This is a genomic window from Luteibacter sahnii (assembly GCF_034063545.1).
GTDB classification, from domain to species: domain Bacteria; phylum Pseudomonadota; class Gammaproteobacteria; order Xanthomonadales; family Rhodanobacteraceae; genus Luteibacter; species Luteibacter sahnii.
In genome coordinates this window covers 339506-365439 of the sequence record NZ_JAQLOK010000001.1, presented here as the reverse complement: position 1 = coordinate 365439, position 25934 = coordinate 339506, and the positions used below count along the sequence as shown (strand labels likewise).

Here is a 25934-nt window from a genome sequence, read left to right as displayed (position 1 = left end):
CATTCCAATGAGGGGCGCCCAGGGTAAAGGGGGCCTCTATCGCCTCGACCATCCGGCGGCGGCGCACGCTTTCGTTTCGCGTCAACGGAGGCAGCCCGGGCGCGCGTCACGCACGGACGGAAGCGAGGCTACATGTCGTGCTTGTTCACTTCGAAACCACCGCGCTTGTATTCCGTCCAACGCGTGCGCGAACCCTCGCGCTCGGCCGGATCGGCGGCCACCACTTCAAGCACGCGGTCGTAGCGGCCCGGCGCGCAGACGTCGCGCAGGTTGATCACCATCGGGCGGTCGGCGGTGTCCACGCCGGGCGGGACGATGAGGACGGCGACGTTGCCGTCGTCGTCATCGCCCGCCAGCTGGTGCGGGATGTAGGCGTCTTCGTCGAAATCCCACAGGCGCTCGTCGATGGCCTCGGCCTGCTCGAAGTCGCGGGTGAGGATCAGCGTAGGCTGCTGGGCCGCGAACGCGCGTTTGGCGAGTTCGCAGACCAGGAGCAGCGGATCGTCACGGAACCGCGGCTTGTCGATCAGGTAGAAGTCGGCGCGCGGCATGGGCGGACGATCAACCGGCGGCCACGCGATCGAGCAGCCACTGCGTCAACAGCGGCACCGGGCGGCCGGTGGCGAGGCCCTTGCGGCCTTCGTCCCAAGCCGTGCCGGCGATGTCGAGGTGGGCCCAGCGGCGGCCTTCGGTGAAGCGGGCGAGGAAGCAGCCCGCGGTGATGGCGCCGGCGTACTTGCCGCCGATGTTCGCGACGTCGGCGAACACCGAGTCGAGCTGGCCCTGGTAGTCGTCCCACAGAGGCAGGCGCCATGCGCGGTCGAGCGTGCTGTCGCCGGCTGCGAGCAGCTCGGCGGAGAGGGTGTCGTCCTTGGTCATCAGGCCACTGGCGTGCTTGCCCAGGGCGACCACGCAGGCACCGGTGAGGGTGGCGGCGTCGATGATCGTGTGCGGGTCGAAGCGCTTGCCGGTGTAGGTGAGCGCATCGCAGAGGATCAGGCGCCCCTCCGCGTCGGTGTTGAGCACTTCGATGGTGATGCCGGCGAGGCTGGTGAGCACGTCGCCCGGGCGGTAGGCATCGCCGTCGGGCATGTTTTCCACGGCCGGCACGACGCAGACCAGGTTGACCGGCAGCTTCAGGCGCACGGCGGCAACGAAGGAACCGAGTACACCCGCGGCGCCGCCCATGTCGAACTTCATTTCTTCCATGCCCGGGCCCGGCTTCAGGCTGATGCCGCCGGTGTCGAAGGTGATGCCCTTGCCGACGAAGGCGTAGGGGCGCTCGCCCTCCTTGCCACCGTTCCACTGCAGCACGACGAGGCGCGGCGGGTTCGCCGAACCGCGGGCCACGGCGAGCAGCGAACCGAAGCCCTCGCGTTCCATGTCGGTGCGCTCGAGCACCTCGCAGGTCACGCCCTCGTTGGCGTCGGCGAAGGCGCGGGCCTGGTCGGCGATGTAGCCGGGGTTGCAGATGTTTGGCGGCAGGTTGGCCAGCTCGCGGGCGAAGCGCACGCCTTCGGCGATGGCACGGGCCTGGACGAGGCCCGGCTCCGCGTCGGCGGGGGCGACGAGGGTGACCGAGGCGAGTTCGGGCGGGGCCTTGTCGCGCGGCTTGACCGTGGCGGTGTAGCGGTAGGCGGCGTGGTCGATCGCCAGGGCGCCGACACGGACGCGCCAGGCCGCGTCGCGGCCGGGGACGTCGATCTCGGTCAGCCAGCTGGTGGCCTCGGTGACCGGGAGTCGACCGATGGCGCGCGCCGCCTCGAGGGTGACCCGCTGGTAACGGCCGGCATCGAAGCCCTTCTGCGCGCCCAGGCCCACGATGAGCACGCGGGCCGCGGCCACGCCGGACGGCTGCAGGAGGGTCACCACGTTGCCCGGTTTGCCGGTGACGTCGCCGGCTTCGACCAGTCGCTTGATCGCCCCGCCGGCGGCGGTGTCGATGCGCGCGGCGGCGCTGGTCAGGATACCGTTCTCGTAGACGCCGACCACGGCCACCGGGGTGGCGGTCGATTCGGGAGCGTTGGAACCGAGGCTGAACTGAACCGTCATAGCTAACTGCCCTGCGAAAGCCCGCCGGGGCCCGGACAGGCTAGACTTAAGGATTGCCGGCCAGGACTGACGCGGCACGAACCGCCAATTCTACCAAATGCTCAGCATCCTAGACCGCTATTTCCTGCGTGAACTTGCCTATGGCGTCATCGCGACGGCCGTGGTGCTGCTGGTCATCTTCGCCGGCGGCGCCTTCGCCACCGTGCTGCAGAAGGTCGCCAACGGTAGCATCCAGCCCAGCGTGATGTTCGAGGTGCTCGGCCTGCAGATGGTCGACCTCCTCTCTACCCTGCTGCCCATGTCGGCGTTCCTGGGCACGCTCATCGCCCTGGGCCGCATGTACCGCGAGAGCGAGATGCACGTACTCGCCTCCTCGGGCATGGGGCCGCGGGGCATGCTGCGGCCGGTGGCCATCCTCACCGTGATCGCCACCCTCGTGGTGGGCACGGTGGCCCTGTGGCTGGGCCCGCTCTCGGCGCGTACCGCCGACCAGGTCATCGCCGCCGCCAACAAATCGGTGATCGCCGCCGGTCTCGACGCGGGCCGATTCACCGAACTCCCCGGCAAGGGCGGCATCATCTTCGTTGACAGCCTGAGCCGCGACGGCACGGTCCTGGGCAAGACCTTCCTGGCCTCCGACCACACCGATTCCGCCGGCAACGTGCAGGTGCGCGTGGTCAACGCCAAGAGCGGCCGCATGTACCAGGAGAGCGACGGCCAGAACCGCTTCCTGGCCCTCTACGACGGCTGGCAGTTCGAGATTCCGCTGGGCTCGGACAACTGGCGCCGCATGAAGTACGAACGCAACGACGCCTCGCTGTCGAGCATCACCGACGACGACAGCGACACCGATCCGGCGCACGAGTCCACCACGCTCGACCTGTTCAAGGCCCGCGACGCCGATTCGCTCGGCGAACTCGTGTCGCGCTTCGCCGCCCCGGTGAGCACGGTGGTGCTGATGATGATGGTGCTGCCGATGTCCCGGCAGGCGCCTCGCGACGCGCGTTACGGCCGCCTGCTCATCGCGGTGCTGGCCTACTTCATCTACGTGATCTGGCAGCTGATCGCCCGTGCCCAGATCATCAAGGAGCACCTTCACACCTCGATCCCGATCTGGATCCTCCACGCGATCGTCTTCGCCGTGGCGGTCTGGTTCTTCTGGCGGCAGAACACCGCGCGTCGGGTCAAGGGAGCCGCCGCGTGAGCGCCCTGACGATCAAGCGCGCCGACCGGCTGATCGGCATGAGCGTGCTGGGCACGCTGCTGCTCGTATGGCTGGTGCTGACCGGCTTCGACGCCCTCACCCAGTTCGTGCGCCAGCTCGGCAACATCGGCAAGAACGGCTTCACGCTCTACGACGCCATCGCCTACATCATGCTGACGGTGCCGCGCCGGCTCTACCAGATGTTCAGCAACGCCGCCCTGATCGGCGGCCTGCTCGGCCTGGGCGGCCTGGCCGCCACCGGCGAGCTCACCGCGCTGCGCGCCGCGGGCATGTCCAAGCTGCGCATCGCCGCGTCGGCCGCCGGCGTCATCGCCGTGTTGACCCTCGGCGTGGTGGTGATGGGCGAAACCGCGGCGCCCTATGGCGACCAGCACGCCCAGGCCATCCAGGTGCGCATGCGTTCGAGCAACCTCGGCGCCACCAGCAGCGGGCTGTGGGCGCGCGACGCGGGCAAGATCATCAACGCCAAGTCGGCCATCGCCGTGCAGGATGGCGACCACACCACGGTGAAGCTGGTCGATGTGCGTGTCTTCACCTTCACGCCCGACGGCCAGGTGCAGGAGTTCTCCCACGGCGACAGCGCCATCCACGACGGCAACAAGTGGGTGATGTCCAACGTGCGCACCACCACGCTCGACGACAAGGGCACGCATTCGTCGCAGCAGCCCACGCAGACCTGGGCATCGCGGCTGAATCCCCACGTGCTCGAGCAGTCGGTGATCCACCCCGAATACCTCTCGATGGCCGACCTGCGCCGCAACATGCGCTACCTCGAAGCCAACGGACAAAACCCGGGGGCCTACGCGGTCGCTTTCTGGGGGCGCGCCCTGTTCGCCATCAACACCCTGGTTCTGGTGCTGTGCGCCATGCCGTTCGCGTTCGGTTCGCTGCGCTCGGGCGGCTTCGGCAAGCGCCTCTTCATCGGCGTGATCCTGGCGATCGGCTGGTATTTCCTCCAGGGTGCGATGGTCAACTTCGGCACCGTCTACGGGTTGTCGCCCCTGCTGGCGAACCTGCTACCCACGACGTTGCTGGTCGTCGGCGCCCTCGCCTATTTCAGGCGCTTCGGCTAGCGCGGCCGACCGCGAAACCGTGTCCAGCACGGCGTCGAGGTCGGCGCCGGTCATGGGCTTGCGAACCAGGCCGTCCATGCCCGCCTCGCGCACCGCGGCATTCTCGTCGCCGGCCGAGCGCGCCGTCACGGCCACGATCGGCATGGCGTCAAGGTGGGCGATGCGCCGCACCATGCGGGCGACCTGAAAGCCGCTCACCATCGGAAGGTCGAGGTCGAGCAGCAACACATCGAACGACGCCTGCGATAACGCCGACATGGCGCTCAGTCCATCGCCGACCATCGTCACCTCATGTCCCCGCTGGCGGAGCAGGCCGAGCATGACCTCGGCGATCATGGGATCGTCCTCGACCACGAGAAGCCGCCGGCACCTGACACCCCCGACCGGTGCCGGTGTCGGTACACCGCGTTCCGCGACGCTCGGCGCCAAGGGAAGTCGCACGACGAACACGCTGCCGTGACCCGGCCGGCTGTCCACCGTCACACTGCCTCCCATGAGCGCACATAGCTCATGGCAGATGGCGAGACCCAAGCCCGAGCCCTCGGCGCGCTGGGGAGAGCCGCCCTGGGAAAAGCGAGAAAACAGCCGACCCAGCAATTCACCGGACATGCCGGGGCCGGTGTCCCTCACGGTGGCCACCAGGTGGTCGTCAATCCATCCCACGTGCAGCGAGACGGCCCCTCGCTCGGTGAATTTCACTGCGTTGTTCACCAGATTCTGCAGGATCTGGCGCAACCGCACGGTGTCGCCAACCACGGCCTCGGGCACGTCGGCATCGACGGCCGCGGTCAACGCGAGTTGCTTGGCTCGCGCGGTGCCGCCAGCCAGCGCCACCACCTCGTCGGCGAGCGTCCTGACCGGCACCACCTCGTTTTCCAGCACCAGTTGACGCGACTCGATGCGACTGATGTCCAGCGCGTCGTTGATCAGCCGCAACAGCGTCGCGCCCGAACGCCGGACCGCTTCCACATAGGTGCGTTGCGTCGGGTCGAGCGGCGTCTGGGCGATCAGTTCGGCCATGCCGAGCACGCCGGTCATCGGCGTACGTATCTCGTGACCGAGTGTCGCCATGAACTCCGTCTTCGCCGCATTGGCCTGCTCGGCCAGCTGCCGCTCCTGCTCGGCCAGCCGCAACCGCATCGCCTGCCGGACCCGCCGACGTGTGCGGCGCACGCCCGCACCGGCCGCCACCGCGACAGCACCGGCGTATGCCATCCACGCCCACCAGCGCATCCACGGCGGGGCGTCGACGCGGATGTCCAGCGGCACCGAGGACACGGCGGCGGGTTCGCGCGGCATGCCCACGAACACCAGCCGATAGCGACCGGGAGCGAGTGGGCCCGGCCGATAGTCGCCGGCGCGCCCGGTCACGGCCTGGATCGCGTCGCCGTCTCGTTCCAGGGTCACCCGAAGGCGGTGATCGTCGGGGTCGACGAACGACAGCGCCCGCGCGCGGATTTCCAGGTCGCGGTCGTTCCAGCCGATGCGCAGCAGGCCGTCCTCGATCGGCAAGGCCTCACGGCGCCCCTCCCGCGAGACGGTGGCCCCAAGCACGGCGGGCGAGGGGCGATGGGTGTGATCGCGCTGGTGATCCGGCCGAAAGCCGACCAGCCCGCCCAAGGTGGCGCCGTACATGCTGCCGTCGGCCAATTGCACCGTGACGGGGTGGGTAAACTCGCCGTTGGATAGGCCGTCGGCCAATCCGAAGCGGCGGAACGATGCGTGCGCCGGGTCGAAGCGCCAGACGCCGGTCTGCCCGTAGAGCCAGAGGCGCCCGGCGAGATCGCGCCGGATATTGAGGATGTCGTTGGTGGGAAAGCCGTCGCCACCGCCGAAGCTGCGGTCGAGCGAGGCGGCGCGTCCGTCCCATGCGTAATGCTCCAGGACATCCGGACGGACCACCCAGAAACCTTCGTCATCGGGTTCGAAGGCGTTGATCCTGCCGGCCGCCACGCCCTCCACGCGGCGCATCGTACGGCGGGACGCGTCGAGTCGGGCCAGGCCCGCCACGCTGGCCTGCCAGAGCTCGCCATGCACGAGATCCATCTGGCGGGTATCGGTCATGCCGCGGCAGGGCGACTCGAACGGGATCTCGGCGATCGCGTGGCTGCGGGCGTCGAGCCGGAAGAGGCCCTGGCCATGCGCCGCGACGTAGAGCCCCGTCGCACCGTCCCGTACCATCATGGTGACCGGACGCCGCAGGCGTTCGCGGGCAACGGCGTGCGTCCGGCCGCGCGAGCGCACCGACAGCCCGTCGACCGTGCCGATGAACAGCTGGCCGGCGACCTCAAGCAGGGACTGGATGCGCGCCGGCCCGACGTCGAACCCTGCGGACGCCTTGCCCGTCGCGGGGTCGAAGGCACGGATCCAGCCACGGTATCCCCCCACCCACAACGCCGCGTCGCCTTTCGCCGCCACGGCGGTCACGGCGCGCGCGGGCAGGCTGTCGGCGTCCGTGGCGACGTGGGTGAAGCGGCTGAAGTCATCCCATCCGGGACCCAGGTAGGCCAGGCCGCCATCGGCAAGACCGAACCAGACGCCGTGTTCGGCGTCCTCGACCAGGCTTCGCACATTGCGCCCCGGCATGCCCCTGGACGCCACCCACGCGCCCCGTACGTCGTGCAATCGCCCGTACCGGTCGAGCAGCGAGAGACCGTCCAGATGGGCCACCCACAGGTTGCCGTGGCTGTCGTTCAAGGTGGCGTAGGTCAGTACCGCCGGCAGGCGCGTATCGCGATGCAGCCGTCCGTCGCCGCCGAGCCGGTAGACGCCGCGGTCGGTGGAGAACAGCAGGTCGTCGGACCGGCCACCGACGTGGCGTACGCGCGGCGTCGCATCGACGAACGGGATGCGTTCGAATCGCCGCCGCGCGTCGATGACCATCACGCCGCGGTCGTCGCCGATCCATAACTGGCCGTCATCCGTCGCGTGCAGTGCATGCACCGCCACCCCTGGCGCGTCCGCTCCGGTCGCCATCCGCTCGACGCTGCCGTCGGGAAGGATGCGATCGAGCCCGGATGCGGTGCCGACCCACACACTGCCGTCGCGGGACTGCGCGATGGCGCGGACGTCGTCGTCGGACAGCCCATCGCGCCATTGCACGAAGTGCCCGCTATCGACATCGAAACGCGCCACGCCGATGTCACTGCCGCCGATCCATATCCGGTCGTCGTGGTCGACGGCCATCGCGGTGATGCCGTTCAGGAGCAACGGGTGGCGCCCATCGGTGCCGACGCCCGGCAAGGTGAACTCCGCGCCATCGAAACGGGCAAGGCCGGCGGGCGTGGCGACCCAGAGAAATCCCCGGGAATCCTGTGCCACCGCCTGCACGTTGCTGCTGGGCAGGCCGTCGAGCTGGCTGTAACTGCGGAACTGGGGGGTGGGCACGGGCGGCTGCGGTGCCCCGGCCCTGACGGACGCCGCGAGAAGGGCGGCGACCAGCGCGAGCATCCATCTCGCCGTGTGCGTGAATTGCATGACGCCTGCTTCCAATCGATCCCTGTCATCTTGCCATGCCACCCGGCGGAAAGAGCCCGGTAAATAACTGATATATATGTAAGCCATCGCCGACACGCTTCCGCGTAAGATCAGCGGCATGTCCCGTCGATTCCGTCTCTTGACCGCCGCCATCGGCATCGCCGCCTTCGCCTGGCTGCTGTTCGCGACCCTTGAACAGGCACTGTCGACGGCCCAGCGTTTCATGACGCTGCCCCTCGGCATCCGCTGGCTGATCGGGGCGGTGCTGGCCGTGATGCTCGTTGCCGGCGTCGCCTTCGGCGCGTACTGGCTGCGCCCCCGGAAAAAGCGTGCGATCGTCGCGGCGCCGGACCGCGAGACGATCGCCGCGCGCATCGACGCGTTGCGCGACCAGCACGCCGGCACCGAATCGCTTCGCGCCGAACTCGACGAACTGGACCGCCGCCGGGCAAGCCGGCGCATCCACCTCGCGCTCTTCGGCGAGATTTCGGTGGGCAAATCCGCGCTGATCGCCGCGCTGCTTCCCGGGGCGCAGGCCGCCAGCGACGCCCGCGGCGGCACCACCCGTGAGGTCACGCTCTACGACGGCCTCGCCCCCGACGGCGATACCTGGACGATCGCCGACGTGCCCGGCTCGGCCGAAGCCGACGGCGAGGCGCACGAGCGGCTGGCCCGCGACGAGGTGCTGCGCGCCCACGCGGTGATCTACGTGTGCGCCGGTGACCTCACGCGCACGCAGGCGAGCGAGGTGCGCTGGCTGGGTTACTTCGGCAAGCCGATGGTGCTGGCGGTGAACAAAGCCGACCAATGGACCGACGCGGAGCGCGAGGCGATCCTGACCCGCGTGACGGCCCACGCCGAGGGCATGCCCGATGCCATCGTGACCACGTCTGCCGGCGGCGAGGAACGCTTCACCCGCCGGCTTACCGACGGCCGGGTGGAAGACGTGCGCCGGGCACGCCGCCCCGACGTCGACGCGTTGCGCGACGCGCTGGCCCGGCTCACCGCCCCGGGCGTCGATGCGCTCGAATCGCAGCGGGAAAACGCCGTGCTGGCCCGCCTGCACGAACGCACCAGCGAGAGCGAAGCCGCGTTCCGCGCCGGGGAGGCCGAGCGCATCGTCACCCGGCACGCGCGCCGCGCCATCGTGGGCGCCATGGCCGCGGTCGCGCCGGGCACCGATCTGATCGTGCAGGGCGCCCTTGCCGCCAGCCTCGCCCGGGACCTGGCCCGGTTGTATGGCGTCGGGGTGAGCGACATCGAGGTCGAGTCGCTGTTGCGCGAGGCGCGCCTGACACTCCGGACCGGCACCTCCGTGGTGCTGGCGATCGCGGGCAACGCGTTCAAGGCGTTTCCGGGCCTGGGCACCCTGGGCGGCGGCGTGCTCCACGCGTTCGCCTACGCCCTGATCTTTGACAGCCTCGGCCGCGCGCTCGCCGCCACGCTCGCCGAAAGCCACCGACTGGACGGCGCCGAGGCGGCGCGACGGATGCGCGAGCTGCTGGAGGATGGCACGGCCTCGCGCCTGGCCCGGCTCACCGAACTGACCCGCGACGCGTGGCGCGGTTCGCGGGGTGAACGATGAGTTCGCGGTCCGGCAGGCTGACAAGCACGGGCCGCTCGGCGACACTCCCTCCCGTCGACCGCGTCGCGGCCCTACCCCGGAACAGGACACCCCGCATGCCCTCCGCGCGTTTGCTGTTGCCAGCCTGCCTGGCGCTCGTCCCCCTGGCTGTCGCCGCGACCCCGGTCGACTACCAATTCGACCCGGTGCACACGCAGGTCGTCTTCAATGTCGACCATAACGGCTTCTCCCGGGCGTTCGGGCGGCTGAAGGTACGCGAAGGCACGTTGCGTTTCGATCCGGACGATTGGTCGAAGTCCTCCGTGCAGGCCACGATCGACCTGACCTCCCTCGACATGGGCGACGCGGCCTGGAACAAGGCCGTGAGCGCCAGTGCGTTTCTTGATACGGCGCACGGCGATACCGCCCGTTACGTCAGCGATGCCGTGGAAAAGCGTGGCGCCGACGAGGGCGTGGTCCACGGCCATTTCACCCTGCGCGGCGTCACCGTACCGCTGGACATCCCATTCCGGGTCAACCGGATCGGTCGCACCATCTACGGACTGCACACGGTGGCCGGCTTCTCGTCGAGCCTCACCTTGGATCGCACCGCGTTCGGCATGACATCCAACCGCAACTCCGTCGGCACCACCGTCACCGTCTGGCTCGAAGTCGAAGCCATCCGAGGCGGCGAGGCCCCCTCTTCTTCCAAGGACACCCACGATGCCCCTGCGCAGTGAACCCGGCCGCTGGAGCACGATCGCCAAGACCCTCCACTGGGTCATGGCGCTGCTCATTATCGGCAATGGCGTTTTCGCCTTGTGGATGGACGACCTCAAGCCGTCCATGCAAAAGATCAACCTGTTCGCGCTGCACAAGTCGATCGGCCTGACCGTGCTCGCGCTGTTCCTGCTGCGCCTGGCCTGGCGGCTGTTCGATCGGCGCCCTGCCGAAGACCCCGCGCCGCGCTGGCAGCACGTGGCCGCGACCATCGTGCACGGACTGCTTTACGTGCTCATCGTGGCGATCCCGCTGTCGGGTTGGCTCTTCAACTCCGCGCGAGGCTTTCCGCTGCAGTTTTTCAAGCTCTTCAACCTTCCCGCGCTGACCGCGAAGGACCCCGACGTCGCCGCGGTGCTGGTCGAGGTGCACGAATACCTGTTCTGGTTCCTCGTGGCCGTGCTCGTCGCGCACGCCGGCGGGGCGCTCAAGCATCATTTCATCGATCGCGACGACACCCTCCGGCGCATGCTTCCCTTCGGCCGCGCCCGCCGCCACCTCACCCCCTCCCCCGGAGACAAACCATGATCCCGTCGATTCGCCGTTTCTCCCTGCTCGCCCTCGCCCTGGCGATGCCTCTCGCCGCGTCGGCCGCCGACTACAAAGTGGGCCCGGGCAGCACGCTCGGCTTCAGCGGCAAGTTCCAGGGGCAGCAGTTCGATGGTACGTTCGGCAAGTTCGACGCCACCATCAGCTACGACCCGGCGAACCTGGCCACGGCGAAATTCGACGTGACGGTCGACGTGGCCAGCGCGAAGACCGGCGACAACGACCGCGACACCGCCCTGCCCGGCGCCGACTTCTTCGACGCGTCCCGGTTTCCGAAGGCGCACTACGTCACCACGGGATTCACCAAGGACGCCAAGGGCAACGTCATGGCCAACGGCAACCTCACCCTTCACGGCATCACCAAGCCGGTGGCGCTGAAGGTGGTGTTCTCGCCGGCCGCCGGGGGCGCGCGGCTGATGGTCACCGGCTCGCTCAAGCGCCTGGACTTCGGCGTGGGCGGCGGCGAATACAAAGACACCTCGACGATCGCCGACGACGTGCTGGTCAACGGCACGCTCAACCTGCAGCCGAAGTAAGCCGCGCGTGGCCGGCTGGCGCGAACGCCTGCGCGGCCTCACCGGCCGCCTGACCCACGCGTCGTCGGCGTCGCCGGCTGACGACGCCCGTGGCGGCGCGGTGGCCGCCAGCCTCCGTGGCCTGCTCGACGATCCGTCCATCCCCGCCGACGTACGCGCGGCGATGGCCGAGGATTTCCGTCGCGTCGAACACATGCTCGACCGGCTGGAAAACGAAGAACTCCATGTCGCCGTCTTCGGCCGCGTTTCGGCCGGCAAGTCCGCCCTGGGCAACGCGCTCCTGGGCCGCGACGCGTTCGAGGTGGGCGTGCTCCACGGCACCACCACGCGGGCCGACGTGGCCCGGCTCGACGAAGCCGCCCACGCCGGCCTCGTGCTGATCGATACGCCGGGCATCAACGAACTGGGGGGCGAGGACCGCGAGCGGCTCGCGTTCGAGGTCGCGGAAGTCAGCGACCTCATCGTCTTCGTCGCCGACGGCGATCTCACCCGGGAAGAACGCGATGCCTTGCGCACGCTGTCCGCGACACGGCGGCCGTTGCTGCTCGTGCTGAACAAGGCCGACCGATACGCCGACGACGAACGCGACGGACTGCTCGATCGCCTGCGCGACCATGCCGAGGGCCTCATCCGGCGCGAGGACGTGATCGCGGTGGCCGCGCGGCCGACGGGACGCGAGGTCATCGAGGTCGACGCGCACGGCAACGAGCGGCGGCATCGCGAGCTGCCCGCCGCCGACGTGGCGGCGCTGAAGACACGCCTCGTCGCCATCGCCGAGCGGGAAGGCAAGACGTTGTCGGCGATTAACGCCGGCCTCTTCGCGGGCCGGCTCACCGATCAGCTAAGCGCGCGCATTGCCGCCACGCGCCGCGACGTGGCGTCGCGCACTATCCGCCAGTATTGCGTGGCGAAAGCCGTGGCGGTGGCGCTCAATCCGGTGCCCGTCGCCGATCTCCTGCTCGCCGGCGGCCTGGATGCGGCCATGGTCGTGCAATTGAGCCGGGTGTACGGCCTGCCGCTCACCCGGAGCGAATCCGGGCGATTGGTGGCGGTGATCAGCACCCAGCTGGCCGCGCTGATGGGCGCGGTGTGGGGCATGCAACTGGTGTCTTCCGCGCTCAAGGGGCTCAGCGGCGGCCTGTCGGTGGTCGTGACCGCCGCCGCGCAAGGCGCCCTGGGCTGGTATGCCACGGTGCTCATCGGCCGTGCCGCCGAGCACTACCTGGTGGCCGGCAAATCGTGGGGCGAACAGGGGGCCAAGCGCGCCGTGGCCGATATCGTCGCCAGCCTCGACCGGGATTCCATCCTGCGAGAGGCGCGGGAAGAAATCCTCAAGCGGCTGAAGACCTAGCGCCCGACGCACGGTGTCCCGACGATCGCATCGGCGATCCGGCGGCAGCCGGCATGGTCCGAGCGACGGTAATGACCACGCACAAGCAGCATCACCGCCTCACTCGCACGAGCGGCGTCGAGAGGTCGCGGCGACGATCCGCTCCCACCGGCACTTGGCGCCTTTCGCCCTGGCTCACCTGAGTTCGCGCGCAGGTGCGTTCCGACCACGCTGTCATGAACCGGCGAACGCGGCGGCGGTGGCCGCGTCGAACGGCCAGTCCAGTTCCCCGCCGTCGCTGTCGCGCCGCAGTACCGGCACACGGGCGCCGTAACGCATCTCCAGCCCGTCGTCGTCATCGATGAACACCGACGAAAAATCGGGAAACCGGGCCTGCGCCAGCACCGCGAGGGCCTGGTCGCAGAGGTGGCAGTCGTCGCGCTGGAACAGCGTGAAGAGGGACATCCAGGGGCCTATGGGGTCGGTCGGCGGCAGGGCGTAGAATAGCGGGCTGTCCCCTTTTTCGTAGCCTTCCCATGGCAGTCAGCGTCTTCGACCTCTTCAAGATCGGCATCGGCCCCTCCTCGTCGCACACGGTGGGCCCCATGCGCGCCGGCGCGCGCTTCGCCGAACATTGGCTTGAAGAAAAAGGCGTGCTCGAGCGCGTGGCCCGGGTGCGCTGCGAACTGTTCGGCTCGCTGGCCATGACCGGCCGCGGCCACGGCACCGACAAGGCCGTCCTCCTCGGTTTCGAGGGCGAATGGCCCGACCGCGTCGATCCGGATGCCATCCCCGCGACGCTCGAGCGTATTCGCGGCAGCAAACGCATCCGCATCCTGGGCCGGCACGAAATCGCCTTCGACGAAAAATCCGACCTGGTCTTCAACAAGCGCCAGAAGCTTCCGTTCCACACCAACGGTATGCGCTTCTCGGCGTACGACGCCGACGGCAACGAACTGGCCACACGCGACTACTACTCGGTGGGCGGCGGTTTCGTGGTCAACCCTGACGAAGCGGCGGAAGACCGCATCGTCGCCGACACCAGCGAACAGCCTTATCCGTTCTCCACGGGCGACGAACTGCTGTCGCTTTGCCACGAACACCGTCTCAGCATCGCCCAGTTGATGATGCGCAACGAGAGCATCTGGCGGTCGGAGGACGAGACGCGCGCCGGCCTGCTCACCATCTGGAAAGCGATGCAGGATTGCGTCAGCCGCGGCCTGCGGTCGCCGGGCACGCTCCCGGGCGGCCTGAAGGTCAACCGCCGCGCGCCCGCGATGGCGGCCGAACTGCGCGCGCAGCCGGAGGCCTCGCTGCGCGATCCGCTGACCATCCTGGACTGGGTCAACCTCTACGCCCTGGCCGTGAACGAAGAAAATGCCGCGGGTGGCCGAGTGGTCACCGCACCGACCAATGGCGCCGCCGGCATCGTGCCCGCCGTGCTGCACTATTACCGGCACTTCTGCCCCAGCGCGTCCGAGAACGGCGTTGTCGAGTTTCTGCTCACCGCGGCCGCGATCGGTATCCTCTACAAGGAAAATGCCTCCATTTCGGGCGCGGAAGTCGGCTGCCAGGGCGAAGTGGGCGTGGCCTGCTCGATGGCCGCGGGCGGGCTCGCCGCCGCGCTCGGCGGCAGCGTCACCCAGGTGGAAAACGCCGCGGAAATCGGCATGGAACACAACCTGGGTCTCACGTGCGATCCGATCGGCGGTCTCGTGCAGATCCCCTGCATCGAGCGCAACGCCATGGGGGCGGTCAAGGCGATCAACGCCAGCCGCATGGCGCTCAAGAGCGACGGCAAGCACCATGTGTCGCTCGACAAGGTCATCGCCACCATGCGCGACACCGGCCGCGACATGAAGGACAAATACAAGGAAACCTCGCGGGGTGGCTTGGCGGTGAACGTGATCGAGTGTTGAGGCCGGGGCGAGCGGGGGTTTCCGCTTATCGCCGGGTGGGCTTGTCGCGCGCGGGGCGCGCTCCTGCCCGGAGGGTGTCTTAGCGTCCGGGGCAGATCCGGGGTAGCCGGTCGACCGTCTCGACCCGCACCGGTTCGTCCTGCCCCCACCAGTTGGCGACGGCCGAATAGCAGATCCGCAGTTTTCCCTGGCGGGTGTCGAACCGCTGCCGGCTCGTGTACGCGAAGCACGATACCGACGCCAGGTGGCCCAGTTCGCGCATGGTCATGGCGCAGCGCCGCACGGAGTCCACGGGGTCTTCGCCGGGGTGCAGGGTGAAGTAAAAACCCTTGGCGGTACGGTCGTAGGACTCCGAATCGATCGCACGGCCCTTGTCGTTCCATGCCTCGTCGGCTGCGGCGGTGCCGCATGCCCAGAGCGCCATGAACAACATGCCGACGACGACCCGCCTCGAACGCATCCGAACCCCTTGATCCCTACCGCGCCGGTCAGTGTATATCGACCGGCGGCCGGTTTGCGCGGCGGACCGCGGGCTGACAGGCGGGCCATGGGCTGTCATCATCCGGCCCTTGTGTTGCCCAGGGCCAGGTTACCCCGGCCCGTCCGACCGGAGTCACCATGTCCCACAAGCACATCCGCCGCGACGTCGGCGCCTTCGCCCTCATGCTGACCGGCCTGGGTTCGATCATCGGCTCAGGCTGGCTGTTCGGCGCCTGGCACGCGGCCCAACTGGCCGGCCCGGGGGCGATCTACGCCTGGATCATCGGCGCGGTCATCATCCTGTTCATCGCCCTAACCTATGCGGAACTGGGTGCGATGTTCCCCGAGTCCGGCGGCATGGTCCGTTACGGCCATTACTCGCACGGCTCGCTGGTCGGCTTCATCGCGGGCTGGGCCAACTGGATCGCCATCGTCTCGGTCATCCCGGTCGAGGCCGAGGCCTCGGTGCAATACATGGCGTCGTGGCCATGGGAATGGGCCACGTGGACCAAAGACCTCTACGTCGTCACTAACGGCCATGGCGAGCTCACGCCGCCGGGCCTGGCGATCGCCGTGGTGTTGGTGTTCGTCTATTTCTTCCTCAATTTCTGGAGCGTGAAGCTCTTCGCCAAGAGCAACACGGCCATCACCGTGTTCAAGCTCGTGGTGCCCGCGGCCACCGGCATCGCACTGATCGCGACGAGCTACAACCCGGGCAATTTCCATATCGGTGCGCACGGCGGCTCCCACGCCATCGACATCTCGTCGATCCTGACGGCGGTGGCGATCTCGGGCATCGTATTCAGCTTCAACGGCTTCCAGAGCCCGGTGAACCTCGCCGGCGAAGCGCGTAACCCGGGCCGCAACGTGCCGCTGGCCGTGATCGGTTCGATTCTGCTCGCCACGGTGGTCTACGTGCTGCTGCAGGTGGCCTTCATCGGCGCCGTGCCGCCCGACCAGCTCGGCCATGGCTGGGCCGGCCTCGAATACGCCTCGCCCTTCGCCCAACTCGCCACCGCGCTGATGATCAACTGGATGGCGATCCTGCTCTATGCCGACGCCTTCATCAGCCCCAGCGGCACCGGCGCCACCTACACCGCCACCACGGCGCGCATGATCTACGCGATGGAGCGCAACGGCCAGTTGCCGAAGATCTTCGGCCATATCCATCCGCGTTTCGGCATCCCGCGGCCGGCGATGTGGCTCAACCTCGTGGTGAGCTTCATCTTCCTGTTCTTCTTCCGCGGCTGGGGCACGCTGGCGGCGGTGATTTCGGTGTCGACGATCATCTCCTACCTCACCGGGCCGGTCAGCGTCATGACCCTGCGCCGCACGGCGCCGGAGCTCAAGCGTCCGCTGCGCATTCCCGGGCTGCCGGTGCTCGCCGCCCTCGCGTTCATCTTCGCCACCGAGCTGCTGTACTGGGCCAAGTGGCCGCTCACCGGTGAGATCATCCTGTTGATGGTCGTCGCCCTGCCGATCTATTTCTACTACACCGCCAAGAGCGGCTGGGACGACTTCGGCCGCCACCTGCGCGGCGCGTGGTGGCTGATCGTCTACCTGCCGGTCATTGCCGCCGTATCGTGGGCCGGCAGCAAGACGTTCGGCGGTCACGACTACATCCCGTATGGCTACGACCTCGCGCTCGTCGCTGTGATCGGCGCCGTGTTCTACGTGTGGGGCATCCGCACGGGCTGGCGCACGCCCATGGTCGAAGCCGCGCGCTTCCACCACGACGACGAGATGGACCTGCCGCCCAGCGCGGACGAAGCCGAACGGGCTACCGGCCATCGCTAAGCGGAAAAGGCACCTTGAAGATGCCTTTTTCTTATCTGGCTTCTTGATGTCGCGAGAGTGCTACATCGAAAGGGTGCTGGCGCCCCCCCCCGCCGGTCCCGTCAAAGCGACAACACGTCGCCCAGTAGCGCCTGCGCCGTGATCTCGGGACCGGCGCCCGGTCCCTGGATGACCAGCGGCGTCGCGTGATAACGCGTGGTGGTGAGGGCGAACTGGTTGTCGGTGCCCGACAGCCGGGATGCCGGATGCGAGGCATCCACCTCGACGAGACCGACACGGGCTCGCCCTCGCTGGTTGAGTCGCGCCAGGTAGCGCAACACCTTGCCCTTCGCCCGCGCCGCCTCGTGGCGGGCATGCAACGGCGCGTCCAGCGCTTTCACCCGGTCAAGGAACGTCGCCGTATCCACGTCGCGGAGCGCTTCCGGCACGAGGCTCTCGATTTCCACCTCGTCGCTCCCGAGGGCGAAGCCTGCGTTGCGCGCGATGATGAGCAGCTTGCGTGCCACATCCTCGCCGGACAGGTCGGAGCGGGGGTCCGGCTCGGTGAAACCCAGCCGCCGCGCGTCGAGCAACAGTTCCGAAAAGGGCCGCGAGCCGTCGTATTGGTTGAAGAGCCACGAGAGCGATCCGGAAAACACCCCTTCGAGCGTCAGCAGGCTGTCGCCGCAACGCCGCAGGCGTCGCAAGGTGGACAGCACCGGCAGACCGGCGCCAACCGTGGCGGCATCGCCGTAGACCGCACCCCGCGCCGACGCCGCCTGCAACGCGCGCCAGCCGGACAGCTGGCCGCCCGCCAACGCCTTGTTCGCGGTCACCACGTGGTACCCCGCGGCCAACCATTCGGCGTGCCGGCCCGCTTCCTTCGCGCACGCCGTCGCGTCGACGACCACCTTGCACGACGCGCCGCTGTCGTCGAGCGCGGCCAACAGCGCGGCGTTGTCGCGGCCGTCGCGATGCGCCGCCAACCGCTGCACCACGTCCACCGGCGTCAAGCCATCGGGCTGGGCATGCTGCCGCTTCGAGTTGGCGGCGCCGACCAGCCGGATATCCCGCGCGGCCCCGGTGGACAGAAGGGCCAACAGCGCCCGCCCCACCACGCCCGTGCCCAACAACACGGCGGCCGTGCGCGGCGGCGAGACGGCATCGGTGGCCAGCGCGTTCATGCGCCGACCTTGCGTTTGGACGCGGGCGACACCGCCGCTGCGCGGGCAAGCGCGGCATCGAGGTCGTCGATCAGGTCGTCACCGTCTTCGATGCCCACCGACAGACGCAGCAGGTTATCGGCGATGCCGGCCACGCGGCGCGCTTCCGGCGCCATCGCCGCGTGGGTCATGGTGGCCGGGTGGGCGATAAGGCTTTCGACGCCGCCCAGGGATTCGGCCAGGGAGAAGTAACGCAGGCCGTCGACGAAGGCTTCGATGGCCGGCTCTCCCCCAGCAACCTCGAAGCTCAGCATCGCGCCAAAGCCCTTCTGCTGGCGCCGCGCGAGCGCGTGTCCGGGATGCGACGCGAGGCCCGGGTAGTAGATGCGTTCGACCGCTTCATGGCTCGCGAGACGATCCGCGATCCGCCGTGCATTCTCCTCATGGGCACGCAGACGCACGGCCAGCGTGCGCACGCCGCGCAGGGTGAGAAACGCGTCGAACGGCGAGCCGGTCTGTCCGTTGCAGTTTCCCCACCACTTCAGCTGCTCGGCGACGGCGGCGTCGGCCGCGATCACGGCACCGCCCACCACGTCGCTGTGGCCGTTGATGTATTTGGTGGTGGAGTGCACGACGACGTCGGCACCGAGCGTCAGGGGCTGTTGCAACGCGGGCGAGAGGAACGTGTTATCGACCACCGCCAGCGCACCCACCGCATGCGCGGCCTGCGCGACATGACGCACGTCGGTGATGCGCAGAAGCGGATTGGACGGGGTCTCGATCCACACCAACGCCGGCTTCGCGGCGAGGCCATCGGCGAGCGCGGCGGGATCGGTGAAGTCGACGAAGCGCACCTGGAAGCGCCCCTTGCGCGCCCAGGCGTCGAGCAGGCGCCAGGTGCCGCCGTAGCAATCGTGCGCGGCCAGCACGAGGCCGCCGGATGGCACGAGTTCGAGCGCCAGCGCCACCGCCGACATGCCCGTGTTGGTGACGACCGCCCCGGCGCCCTCTTCCAGCTCCGTGAGCGCGTCGGCAAGGAGGTCGCGCGTGGGATTGCCGCTTCGCGAATAATCGTAGGCGCGCTTGCGGCCAAAGCCTTCGAACGCGTAGTTGGTCGACAGGTGCAGCGGCGGCACGACGGCCCCGTGCTGGGTGTCGGATTCGATGCCGGCGCGGACGGCGCGGGTGCAGAGGCGGGAGTCGGTCATGGCGGTTCTTATCGACAGTCGTTGAGGGCGCGGCGCAGCACGGGGGCCAGTTGCGCGGTTTCTTTCAGGAACGCGTCGTGTCCATACGGCGATTCGACGACGTCGAGCGTGGCCGTGCCAGCGAGGCGTCGCTGCAACTCGCACAGGTCGGCCAACGGCACGAGGCGGTCGGAGGGAAAGCCCACCAGCGTCGCCGGCGCGGCGATGGCTTCGGGCGTGACGTCGTGCAGGTCGATCGACTCGGACAACGCAAGGAACCGCTGTGCATCGAAGCGCTCGACGAAACGACGGCCGGCATGCTCGAGGTAGTCTTCGACGGGAAAGTGGAAGCGGCCATCGCGCCACGCCGGCCCCGCCGCGAAGCGACGGGAAAATTCCTCGCTGCCGCGGTAGGTGGTCATCGCCAGCTGGCGTGCCAGGGCCAGCGCCTCGTCGGTGCGGCCGGTGTCGAGGCCGAGGCGGACGATGCCGCGCTGGATCGACCGCTGTGCCGTCGCCAGCGGATGCGGCCGATGCGCACCGGCCAGCAGCACGAGCGACTTGAGCGCGTCGGGGTAACGCGCCGCGAAGGCCAGCCCCACCATGGCCCCGTAGGAGGAGCCGACGAAGGCATGCACGCGACCGATGCCGAGTTCGTCCACCAGGGCGGCCAGCGCGGCGGCCTGGTCGCCACTGGACACCGAAGGCACGTGGCCGAGTTCGGATGGGACCACCCAGTCGATGCACAGCACCCGGTAGCTCGACAGGTCGACGGCGGCGCCTTCGCCGACCAGGGGGCCCCACCAACCCGCCCCGCGATCGCGGCCCGCGCACACGTCGCGATCGGCGGAAATGCCGCCCTGCACGATCACGGTCGGACCGTCCGGGGCGCCGCACCAGAGGTAGCGCACGTCGAGGTCGACGGCGCCGTTGCCGTAGGCCGGCACGATACGGACGCGGCGCGTGCCGCGCTGTTCGGTGAGGTCGGCCGCGCAACGCGGCGCCGCGACGGTCGTCGCTTGGAGGAGAGAGGTCACGGTGAGGGGCTCGGCTGACATGTCGGACGATTCCTGCGATGAAGGGTCGAGCCCTGCGGAACCGTCATACGGACTGTCGGCGCGGCGGGTGCGCGGCAGCGCGCCCGAAACGGACATCCCATCTATCGGCTGGCGTGCATGCACGCCCCGCAGGAGTTGGCACCGTCGCGGAAATCCGCAGGTTGCCCCGGCTTCAAAGGGCCTGTCCCTCAGCCGGTCTCGATGAGTGGAACCGAAGATACGCCCGGACCCCATCCCTGTCAACAGACGTTTAGACGTCCAGACGCCTATCCATCCATGATCCCAACGCATTCGTTCATGAAGCCGAAATAGGCGCTTTTCGCCCGGAAAAGCCTTCGAGCGCCATCTCGGCATCGCCGGCGCGCCGACCGAGGGCGGATTACCATCGCACCATGACCACCCACGCCAGCGCCTGGCGCCGGCCGTGCCGTAAAAAGATCCCGGCCACTATGCCCACGTCGCCCGTGCGCTGGCGGCGACGATCGGCGGGGCATGGTTCGCCGACCAGTTCGACAACACGGCCGACCGCGACTGGCACGAAGCCCACACGGGGCCGGACATCTGGGTGCAGACCGGTGGCCGGATCGACGGCTTCGACTGTGCGGCGGGCACCGGCGGTACTCTCGCGGGCGTGGGGCGGGCACTCAAGGCGCGACATCCGGCGGTTCGGATCGCCCTCGCCGACCCGGCGGGCTCGGCGCTGGCGCGCTACGTCGAGACGGGTGAACGGGTTGCCGAGGGCAGCTCGATCAGCGAGGGCATCGGCAGCAGCCGGATCACGGCCCATTTCGACGGGGCACCGGTGGACCGGGCCTGGTCGATCCCGGACGAGGAGTCCCTCCCCCTCGTGCACGACCTGCTCCATCGCGAGGGCTACTGCGTGGGCGGCTCCAGCGGCGTCAACCTCGCCGGGGCGCTGCGGCTGGCCCGCGAGCTGGGGCCGGGGCACACGATCGTCAACGTGCTGTGCGACGGCGGCATGCGTTATCGAGCCAAGCTGTTCAACCCGGGCTTCTTGCGCGGCAAGGGGCTTCCCGTGCCGGCCTGGCTGGACCAGGCGTTTCCGGGCGACGATGCCGGGTAGCCCGGCTGGCGAGGATCGCGGCGCCGGAACGCCCGATCCTCGCCCGGCACCGGGGCGAACGACTCAACGGCAGGCAGGCACCTGGCCCGCGGCCACCGACCTCACCGCCCCGGCGATGCCATCCGCCAGATCGCCGATGGCACGCTGGTGGGCGCTCACGAGGCTGTCGTAATCGCTGCCCGCCGGCTGGCTGAAGCGCGAGGCGCAATCCGCGGCGGCCCGGGTGCCACGCACCGACCACGCCGCCTCCAGCGTGGCGTTACCGCCCAGTTCCGAATCGAAACGGCGCACGTCCACCTGCACGCGGACCACGGCGGTGTCCTTGCCCACGGCCAGCCCGTGCACGTCATGCGTACCGAGCCGCTGGGACAGGTCGGCGGCAAGCGCGGTGCGGATCTCGTCGCCAAGCGGCGACGCCCAGCGCTCGCCGTCCATCACTGAGACGCCGTTCGCGCCGTGGCGCAGCACCAGGGCGGGCTGATCGACCTGCGGCGGCACGTTGACCGCCTGCACGTCGATGACGAAGGGCGCCGACGTGGTGGCCGGCGCGGCGGCCGGGGGCACCAGGGTGTGGAAGCGCGTGGGCGCCGAGGAGCATGCCGCCACGGCCAGCAGCGCGAACGGGGCGACGAAACGGAGGGTCTTGGTCATGGCTGTACGTCCTTGCCCTTCGGGGTGGTCGACGGCGCCGGGGCGGGCGCATCGGCGCTACGGCCGCGCAGCAGCGCCTCGGGGTGGCGGCCGAGGTAGTCGGTGAAGGCCCGCACCGAACGCACCGTGCGCTGGAGTTCCTCGAGCGTGAGGGTGATGTTCTGGCGCAGCGGCGAGTTCTCGGACAACGCGTCGTTGGCCGTGCCCACGGTCGCGTTGACACCCTGCAGGGTCTTCTTCGCTTCCGGCAGCAAGTCGGTGTTGACCTGCTGGAGCGTGCCGTGGAGTTCCTTCAGGCTGCCGTCGAGGTTGCGGCCGATCGAATCGAACGGAATCTTTTCGACCTTGTCGACGATGTTCGAGATCTGCTCCTGGAGGTGATCGAAGTCACCCGCCACGGTCGGCATCTCCAGCGGCTTAGCGTTCGGGTCGAAGGCGACCTTGGGCGCCTTCGGATCGAAGTCGAGCGCGATGTAGAGCTGGCCCGTGAGCAGGTTGCCGCTGCGCGCCTGGGCACGCAGGCCATGCGCGACCAGCGCCGCGGCGATCTTCGGGAACGCGGCTTCGTCGTCGCCGCCGCCGGCCGACTGCACGAGCTTGTCGTGCGCCTTGCCCAGTCGCTGCGGATAGACCACGGCACCGACGATGACCGGGAAGGTCTTCGTCTTCGGGTCGTAGTCGAGCGTCACCGACACGACGTGACCGACCTTCATGCCGATCATTTCCACCGGGGCGTCGACGTTGAGGCCGCGCAGCGAGTGTTCGAACCGCATGCGGAAGTAGTAAGGCTTGCCGTCCGGCGGGGCCAGCGCGGTGGTCTGGTCGTTGAACAGGGTGAAGGCGTTCATTTCCGGCGCGGGCGTGTCGTCGTGGGGACCGCGCGGGTCTTCGAAGGCCACGCCGCCGGCGATTACGGTGGCGAGCGACTGGGTGTTCATCTTCAGACCGTCGGCACCCAGCGACACGTCCACCCCGCTGGCGTTCCAGAAGCGGGTGTCCTTGGACACGAAGCGATCGTTCGGGCCATCGATGAAGAGCTCCAGCGTCACGCCGTTGCCGTCCGGGTCGAGGTGATAGGACACGATGCGACCTACCTGGATGCGCCGGTAGTAGACCGGCGAGCCGATGTCGAGCGACCCCAGGTCGTCGGCGTGCAGCACGAAACGCCGCCCGGGCGAGCCATGGGTGACCGCCGGGGGAATCTCCAGGCCCTTGAACGCGTTCTGCTCTTCATCGGAATCGCCCGCATCCGCGCCGATGAAGGCACCGGAAAGCAGGGTATCGATGCCCGAGACGCCACTGGCGCCGACGCGCGGACGAACCACCCAGTAGCGGGTGCCCTTGGTGGCGAACGCGCTGGCGTCCTTGTCGAGGTCGATCTCCACGGAGATGTGGGTGCGGTCCTTCGACAGGCGCATGTTGGTGACCTTGCCGATCACCACGTTCTTGTACTTCACCTGCGTCTTGCCGACCTCGATGCCTTCGGCGGTCAGGAAGGTGACCGTGATGTGCGGGCCGGCCGAACGGATGTAGTGGACCAGCAGCGACACGCCCACGAGGGCGGCCACGATCGGCACCAGCCAGATCAGCGAGAAGCCTAGCCGCGACCGGCGGACCTGCGGCTGGGGCAGGGAATCGCCACCGGCGGGAGTGCCCTGGGGGGTGTCGCTCATTGCGCTTTCCTTTTGTCCCAGATGAGCCTGGGATCGAAACTCATGGCCGCCAGCATCGTCAGCACGACGACCACCCCGAAATACACCACGCCAGGCAACGGCTCGACGCGGGACAACACCTTGAAATGCACGAGCGCGGAAAGAATGGCCACCACGAACACGTCGAGCATCGACCAGTAACCGACCAGTTCCACGAACCGGTAAAGCTTCGCCCGCCGACGGGCGCTCCAGTCGCTCGATCGCTGCACCGACACGAGCAGGTAGCCGAGGATGGCGAATTTCAGCACGGGCACCACGATACTCGCCGTGAAGACGATGATGGCCAGGTCGGGCGAACCGGCCCGCCAGAGTTCGACGATGCCGCTGAGGATCGTGTTGTCGTCCTTGTCGAACAGGCTCTGCGTACGCATGATCGGGAACGCGTTGGCCGGGATGTAGAAGATGGCCGCCGCGATCAGCAGCGCCCACGACCGGGCCAGGCTGCCGTGCTTTCGCGGGTGCAGCCGGTTGTGGCATCGCGGGCAGCAGGCGTCGGGATCGTCGCTGTAGGTAGTGACGAGCCGGCACACGTGGCAACTCATCATGCCCAGATCCTGCGCCCTCGGCAGTTCGCTCATGTCGCTCGCGTCGCTCACGGTCGCGCCTCCGTCGTGGCATCCCAGAGGTTACGCGGGTCGTGGCTGGCGAACACCGTGACCAGCACGGTGAGCACGCCGAAAGCCCAGATGCCGGCGCCGGGCGCCACGTCGAAATAGGCGTGGGCTTTCACCACGGCGACCAGCACGCCCAGCATGAACACCTCGATCATGCTCCACGGCTTGACCCGGACCAGGGCCGACATCGCGGCGCGGAAACCGGGGGCGCGTCGGCCGTTCCGGGCGAACCAGAGCACCCACCCGTGCATGAGAATCTGCGCAAGCGGGAAGAAGAACAGGGTCAACGCGGTCAACACGGATACCACCTGGGCGTCGTCGTTCCACATGGCGATGACGGCACCCCACAGCGTGGTGTCAGCCTGCATCCCCGACAGGCTCAGGGTGACGATCGGCGAGACGTTGGCGATCACGAAGACAATCAGGCCCGTCAGGGCCAGGGCGAACTGGCCATCCACGCTCAACCACTGGTGGCGTTCGAGCACGGCGTCGCAGACGGTGCAGCGGGCGACCTGGCCACGGGCAAGGGGCTGCCGCCGGTAAACGGTGTCGCAGTGTTCGCAGACGATCAGGGAGGGCGCCTTGTCCATGCGGTCCAGAAAGCGGGGCCGCGTCGGCCCGGTGCCACATGATCGCAAATCGGCGTAAACGCCGCATGACGGGCTTGATATGCTCGGGGGCTCCCCCGATCTTTCGGCGGGTCGGTTCATCATCCAGGAGCATCCCCGTGAGCAGCGCCCAGAGCACCAGCCCGCACATCTTCGACGCGACCACGGCCGGCTTCCAGAAGGACGTGGTCGAAGCGTCGACGGATACCCCCATCCTGGTCGACCTGTGGGCCGAGTGGTGCGGCCCGTGCAAGTCGCTCGGCCCGATACTCGAGAAGCTCGCCGTGGAATATGCCGGCGCGTTCCGCCTGGCCAAGGTTGATGTCGACGCGGAACAGCAGATCGCCGCGGCGTTCCAGGTGCGCAGCATTCCCACGGTGATGCTGGTCAGCGGCGGTGGCATCGTCGACGGGTTTACCGGCGCCCTGCCCGAGGGCCAGATTCGCGAGTTCCTCCAGAGCCACGGGATCGTGCCGTCCGAAGGCGGCGATGAGGTGGCGGAGGTATTCGCGCCGGTCGAGTCGGCCGAGGACGCCATCAACCGGCTCCAGCAGGCGATCGCGGCCGAGCCGGACCGTTCGGAGCTGAAGCTCGACCTGGCCCTGGCCCTGATGCGCGCGGGGCAGGTGGACCCGGCCCAGGCCGAACTGGACGCCCTCCCCGCCAACCTCGCCACCGACGCGCGCGCCGTCCGCCTGCGTAGCCAGCTGGAGCTGGCCCGCGCCCTGGCCGGCGCCCCGGACATCGAAGCGTTGCGCCAGCGCCTGCAATCCAACGACAGCGACTGGGAAGCCCGCGACCTGCTGGGTGTACGCCTGCTCATCGAAGGCGACGCGGCGGCGGGGCTGGATCAATTCCTCGACGTACTCAAGCGGCAGCGCGACTGGAACGACGGCCAGGCGAAGAAGCGTCTCCTGGCGGCCTTCGCCACCCTCGACGATGCCGAGCTCGTGGGCACGTATCGCCGCAAGATGGCATCGCTGCTGTTCTGACGGCGCGGCGACCACCGGTCTGCGACGGGCCGAAGGTCCGTCGTCCTTGCGCAGGACGGGATCTACGGCAATGCGGTCGGTGGTCGCAAGAACGCTACATCGGC

Annotated in this window: 22 protein-coding genes, 1 pseudogene and 1 riboswitch; of the genes and pseudogenes, 11 read left to right on the top strand and 12 right to left on the bottom strand. The window is 68.7% G+C overall.

The window, feature by feature from the left end:
* Window positions 1-128 precede the first annotated feature (128 nt).
* Complete coding sequence (locus tag PI246_RS01690) at window positions 129-551, bottom strand: DNA polymerase III subunit chi (RefSeq protein ID WP_320549553.1); 423 nt, start codon at window positions 549-551, stop codon at window positions 129-131.
* 10 nt (window positions 552-561) lie between these two features.
* Window positions 562-2052 (bottom strand): leucyl aminopeptidase, encoded by a 1491-nt coding sequence (locus PI246_RS01685; protein ID WP_320549552.1) that lies wholly within the window; start codon window positions 2050-2052, stop codon window positions 562-564.
* 97 nt (window positions 2053-2149) lie between these two features.
* On the opposite strand from PI246_RS01685, the gene lptF reads away from it, so the two are divergent.
* On the top strand, window positions 2150-3256 hold the full coding sequence (gene lptF, locus PI246_RS01680) for an LPS export ABC transporter permease LptF (RefSeq protein WP_320549551.1): 1107 nt from the start codon (window positions 2150-2152) through the stop codon (window positions 3254-3256).
* A complete protein-coding gene (lptG, locus tag PI246_RS01675; RefSeq protein WP_320549550.1) occupies window positions 3253-4350 on the top strand; it encodes an LPS export ABC transporter permease LptG in 1098 nt (365 codons plus the stop codon). The genes lptF and lptG overlap by 4 nt, the downstream gene beginning before the upstream one ends.
* Here the strand turns inward: lptG and PI246_RS01670 are convergent.
* On the bottom strand, window positions 4294-7827 hold the full coding sequence (locus PI246_RS01670; RefSeq protein ID WP_320549549.1) for a hybrid sensor histidine kinase/response regulator: 3534 nt from the start codon (window positions 7825-7827) through the stop codon (window positions 4294-4296). The genes lptG and PI246_RS01670 overlap by 57 nt on opposite strands.
* A 118-nt stretch (window positions 7828-7945) precedes the next feature.
* Here PI246_RS01670 and PI246_RS01665 point away from each other — a divergent pair, with 118 nt between their 5' ends.
* The 5 genes from PI246_RS01665 (at window position 7946) to PI246_RS01645 (ending at window position 12607) form a co-directional block, all read left to right on the top strand.
* The gene (locus PI246_RS01665; RefSeq protein WP_320549548.1) at window positions 7946-9412 is read left to right on the top strand and encodes a GTPase; all 1467 of its coding nucleotides are present in this window, start codon (window positions 7946-7948) and stop codon (window positions 9410-9412) included.
* A gap of 95 nt (window positions 9413-9507) precedes the next feature.
* Window positions 9508-10131, top strand: coding sequence for a YceI family protein (locus PI246_RS01660; protein WP_320549547.1), 624 nt, complete (start codon window positions 9508-9510; stop codon window positions 10129-10131).
* Window positions 10115-10699: a cytochrome b gene (locus PI246_RS01655; RefSeq protein WP_320549546.1), complete on the top strand. Its 585-nt coding sequence runs from the start codon at window positions 10115-10117 to the stop codon at window positions 10697-10699. The genes PI246_RS01660 and PI246_RS01655 overlap by 17 nt, the downstream gene beginning before the upstream one ends.
* A complete protein-coding gene (locus tag PI246_RS01650; RefSeq protein ID WP_320549545.1) occupies window positions 10696-11256 on the top strand; it encodes a YceI family protein in 561 nt (186 codons plus the stop codon). The genes PI246_RS01655 and PI246_RS01650 overlap by 4 nt, the downstream gene beginning before the upstream one ends.
* Before the next feature lie 7 nt (window positions 11257-11263).
* A complete protein-coding gene (locus PI246_RS01645; RefSeq protein ID WP_407069761.1) occupies window positions 11264-12607 on the top strand; it encodes a DUF697 domain-containing protein in 1344 nt (447 codons plus the stop codon).
* Window positions 12608-12820: 213 nt separating this feature from the next.
* On the opposite strand, the gene PI246_RS01640 is transcribed toward PI246_RS01645, so the two are convergent.
* A complete protein-coding gene (locus tag PI246_RS01640) occupies window positions 12821-13051 on the bottom strand; it encodes a glutaredoxin family protein (protein ID WP_320549544.1) in 231 nt (76 codons plus the stop codon).
* Window positions 13052-13122: 71 nt separating this feature from the next.
* On the opposite strand from PI246_RS01640, the gene PI246_RS01635 reads away from it, so the two are divergent.
* Window positions 13123-14505, top strand: coding sequence for an L-serine ammonia-lyase (locus PI246_RS01635; RefSeq protein ID WP_320549543.1), 1383 nt, complete (start codon window positions 13123-13125; stop codon window positions 14503-14505).
* A gap of 79 nt (window positions 14506-14584) precedes the next feature.
* Here PI246_RS01635 and PI246_RS01630 read toward each other — a convergent pair whose 3' ends face one another.
* Window positions 14585-14965, bottom strand: a complete 381-nt coding sequence (locus PI246_RS01630) for a hypothetical protein (RefSeq protein ID WP_320549542.1) — start codon at window positions 14963-14965, stop codon at window positions 14585-14587.
* 158 nt (window positions 14966-15123) lie between these two features.
* Between PI246_RS01630 and PI246_RS01625 the strand changes: the two genes are divergently transcribed.
* Entirely contained in the window at window positions 15124-16782 is a 1659-nt protein-coding gene (locus tag PI246_RS01625; protein WP_320549541.1) for an APC family permease, read from the top strand.
* Between the two features lie 101 nt (window positions 16783-16883).
* Here PI246_RS01625 and PI246_RS01620 read toward each other — a convergent pair whose 3' ends face one another.
* Genes PI246_RS01620 through metX form a run of 3 tightly spaced genes read right to left on the bottom strand, consistent with a single transcriptional unit; the run spans window position 16884 to window position 20169 of the window.
* Window positions 16884-17945, bottom strand: a complete 1062-nt coding sequence (locus PI246_RS01620) for a homoserine dehydrogenase family protein (protein WP_320549540.1) — start codon at window positions 17943-17945, stop codon at window positions 16884-16886.
* Window positions 17942-19132, bottom strand: a complete 1191-nt coding sequence (metB, locus tag PI246_RS01615; protein ID WP_320549539.1) for a cystathionine gamma-synthase — start codon at window positions 19130-19132, stop codon at window positions 17942-17944. The genes PI246_RS01620 and metB overlap by 4 nt, the downstream gene beginning before the upstream one ends.
* A gap of 8 nt (window positions 19133-19140) precedes the next feature.
* Window positions 19141-20169 (bottom strand): homoserine O-succinyltransferase MetX, encoded by a 1029-nt coding sequence (gene metX / locus PI246_RS01610; RefSeq protein WP_320549538.1) that lies wholly within the window; start codon window positions 20167-20169, stop codon window positions 19141-19143.
* Between the two features lie 94 nt (window positions 20170-20263).
* Window positions 20264-20377, bottom strand: a riboswitch (SAM riboswitch).
* 201 nt (window positions 20378-20578) lie between these two features.
* Between metX and PI246_RS01605 the strand changes: the two are divergent.
* Window positions 20579-21253: pseudogene (locus PI246_RS01605) on the top strand (pyridoxal-phosphate dependent enzyme); the annotation flags it as partial.
* Window positions 21254-21316: 63 nt separating this feature from the next.
* On the opposite strand, the gene PI246_RS01600 reads toward PI246_RS01605, so the two are convergent.
* From PI246_RS01600 to PI246_RS01585, 4 genes are read right to left on the bottom strand one after another with little or no spacing between them, the layout of a single operon-like run.
* Window positions 21317-21904 carry a PqiC family protein gene (locus PI246_RS01600; RefSeq protein WP_320549537.1) on the bottom strand — a complete coding sequence of 196 codons (588 nt, stop codon included), beginning with the start codon at window positions 21902-21904 and terminating at the stop codon, window positions 21317-21319.
* On the bottom strand, window positions 21901-23577 hold the full coding sequence (locus tag PI246_RS01595; protein ID WP_320549536.1) for a PqiB family protein: 1677 nt from the start codon (window positions 23575-23577) through the stop codon (window positions 21901-21903). Before PI246_RS01595 ends, PI246_RS01600 begins: the two co-directional genes overlap by 4 nt.
* Window positions 23574-24194: a paraquat-inducible protein A gene (locus PI246_RS01590; protein WP_320550228.1), complete on the bottom strand. Its 621-nt coding sequence runs from the start codon at window positions 24192-24194 to the stop codon at window positions 23574-23576. The genes PI246_RS01595 and PI246_RS01590 overlap by 4 nt, the downstream gene beginning before the upstream one ends.
* Window positions 24195-24208: 14 nt before the next feature.
* A complete protein-coding gene (locus PI246_RS01585; RefSeq protein ID WP_320549535.1) occupies window positions 24209-24820 on the bottom strand; it encodes a paraquat-inducible protein A in 612 nt (203 codons plus the stop codon).
* A 137-nt stretch (window positions 24821-24957) separates the two neighbouring features.
* Here PI246_RS01585 and trxA point away from each other — a divergent pair, with 137 nt between their 5' ends.
* The gene (gene trxA / locus PI246_RS01580; protein WP_320549534.1) at window positions 24958-25830 is read left to right on the top strand and encodes a thioredoxin; all 873 of its coding nucleotides are present in this window, start codon (window positions 24958-24960) and stop codon (window positions 25828-25830) included.
* Window positions 25831-25934 lie beyond the last annotated feature (104 nt).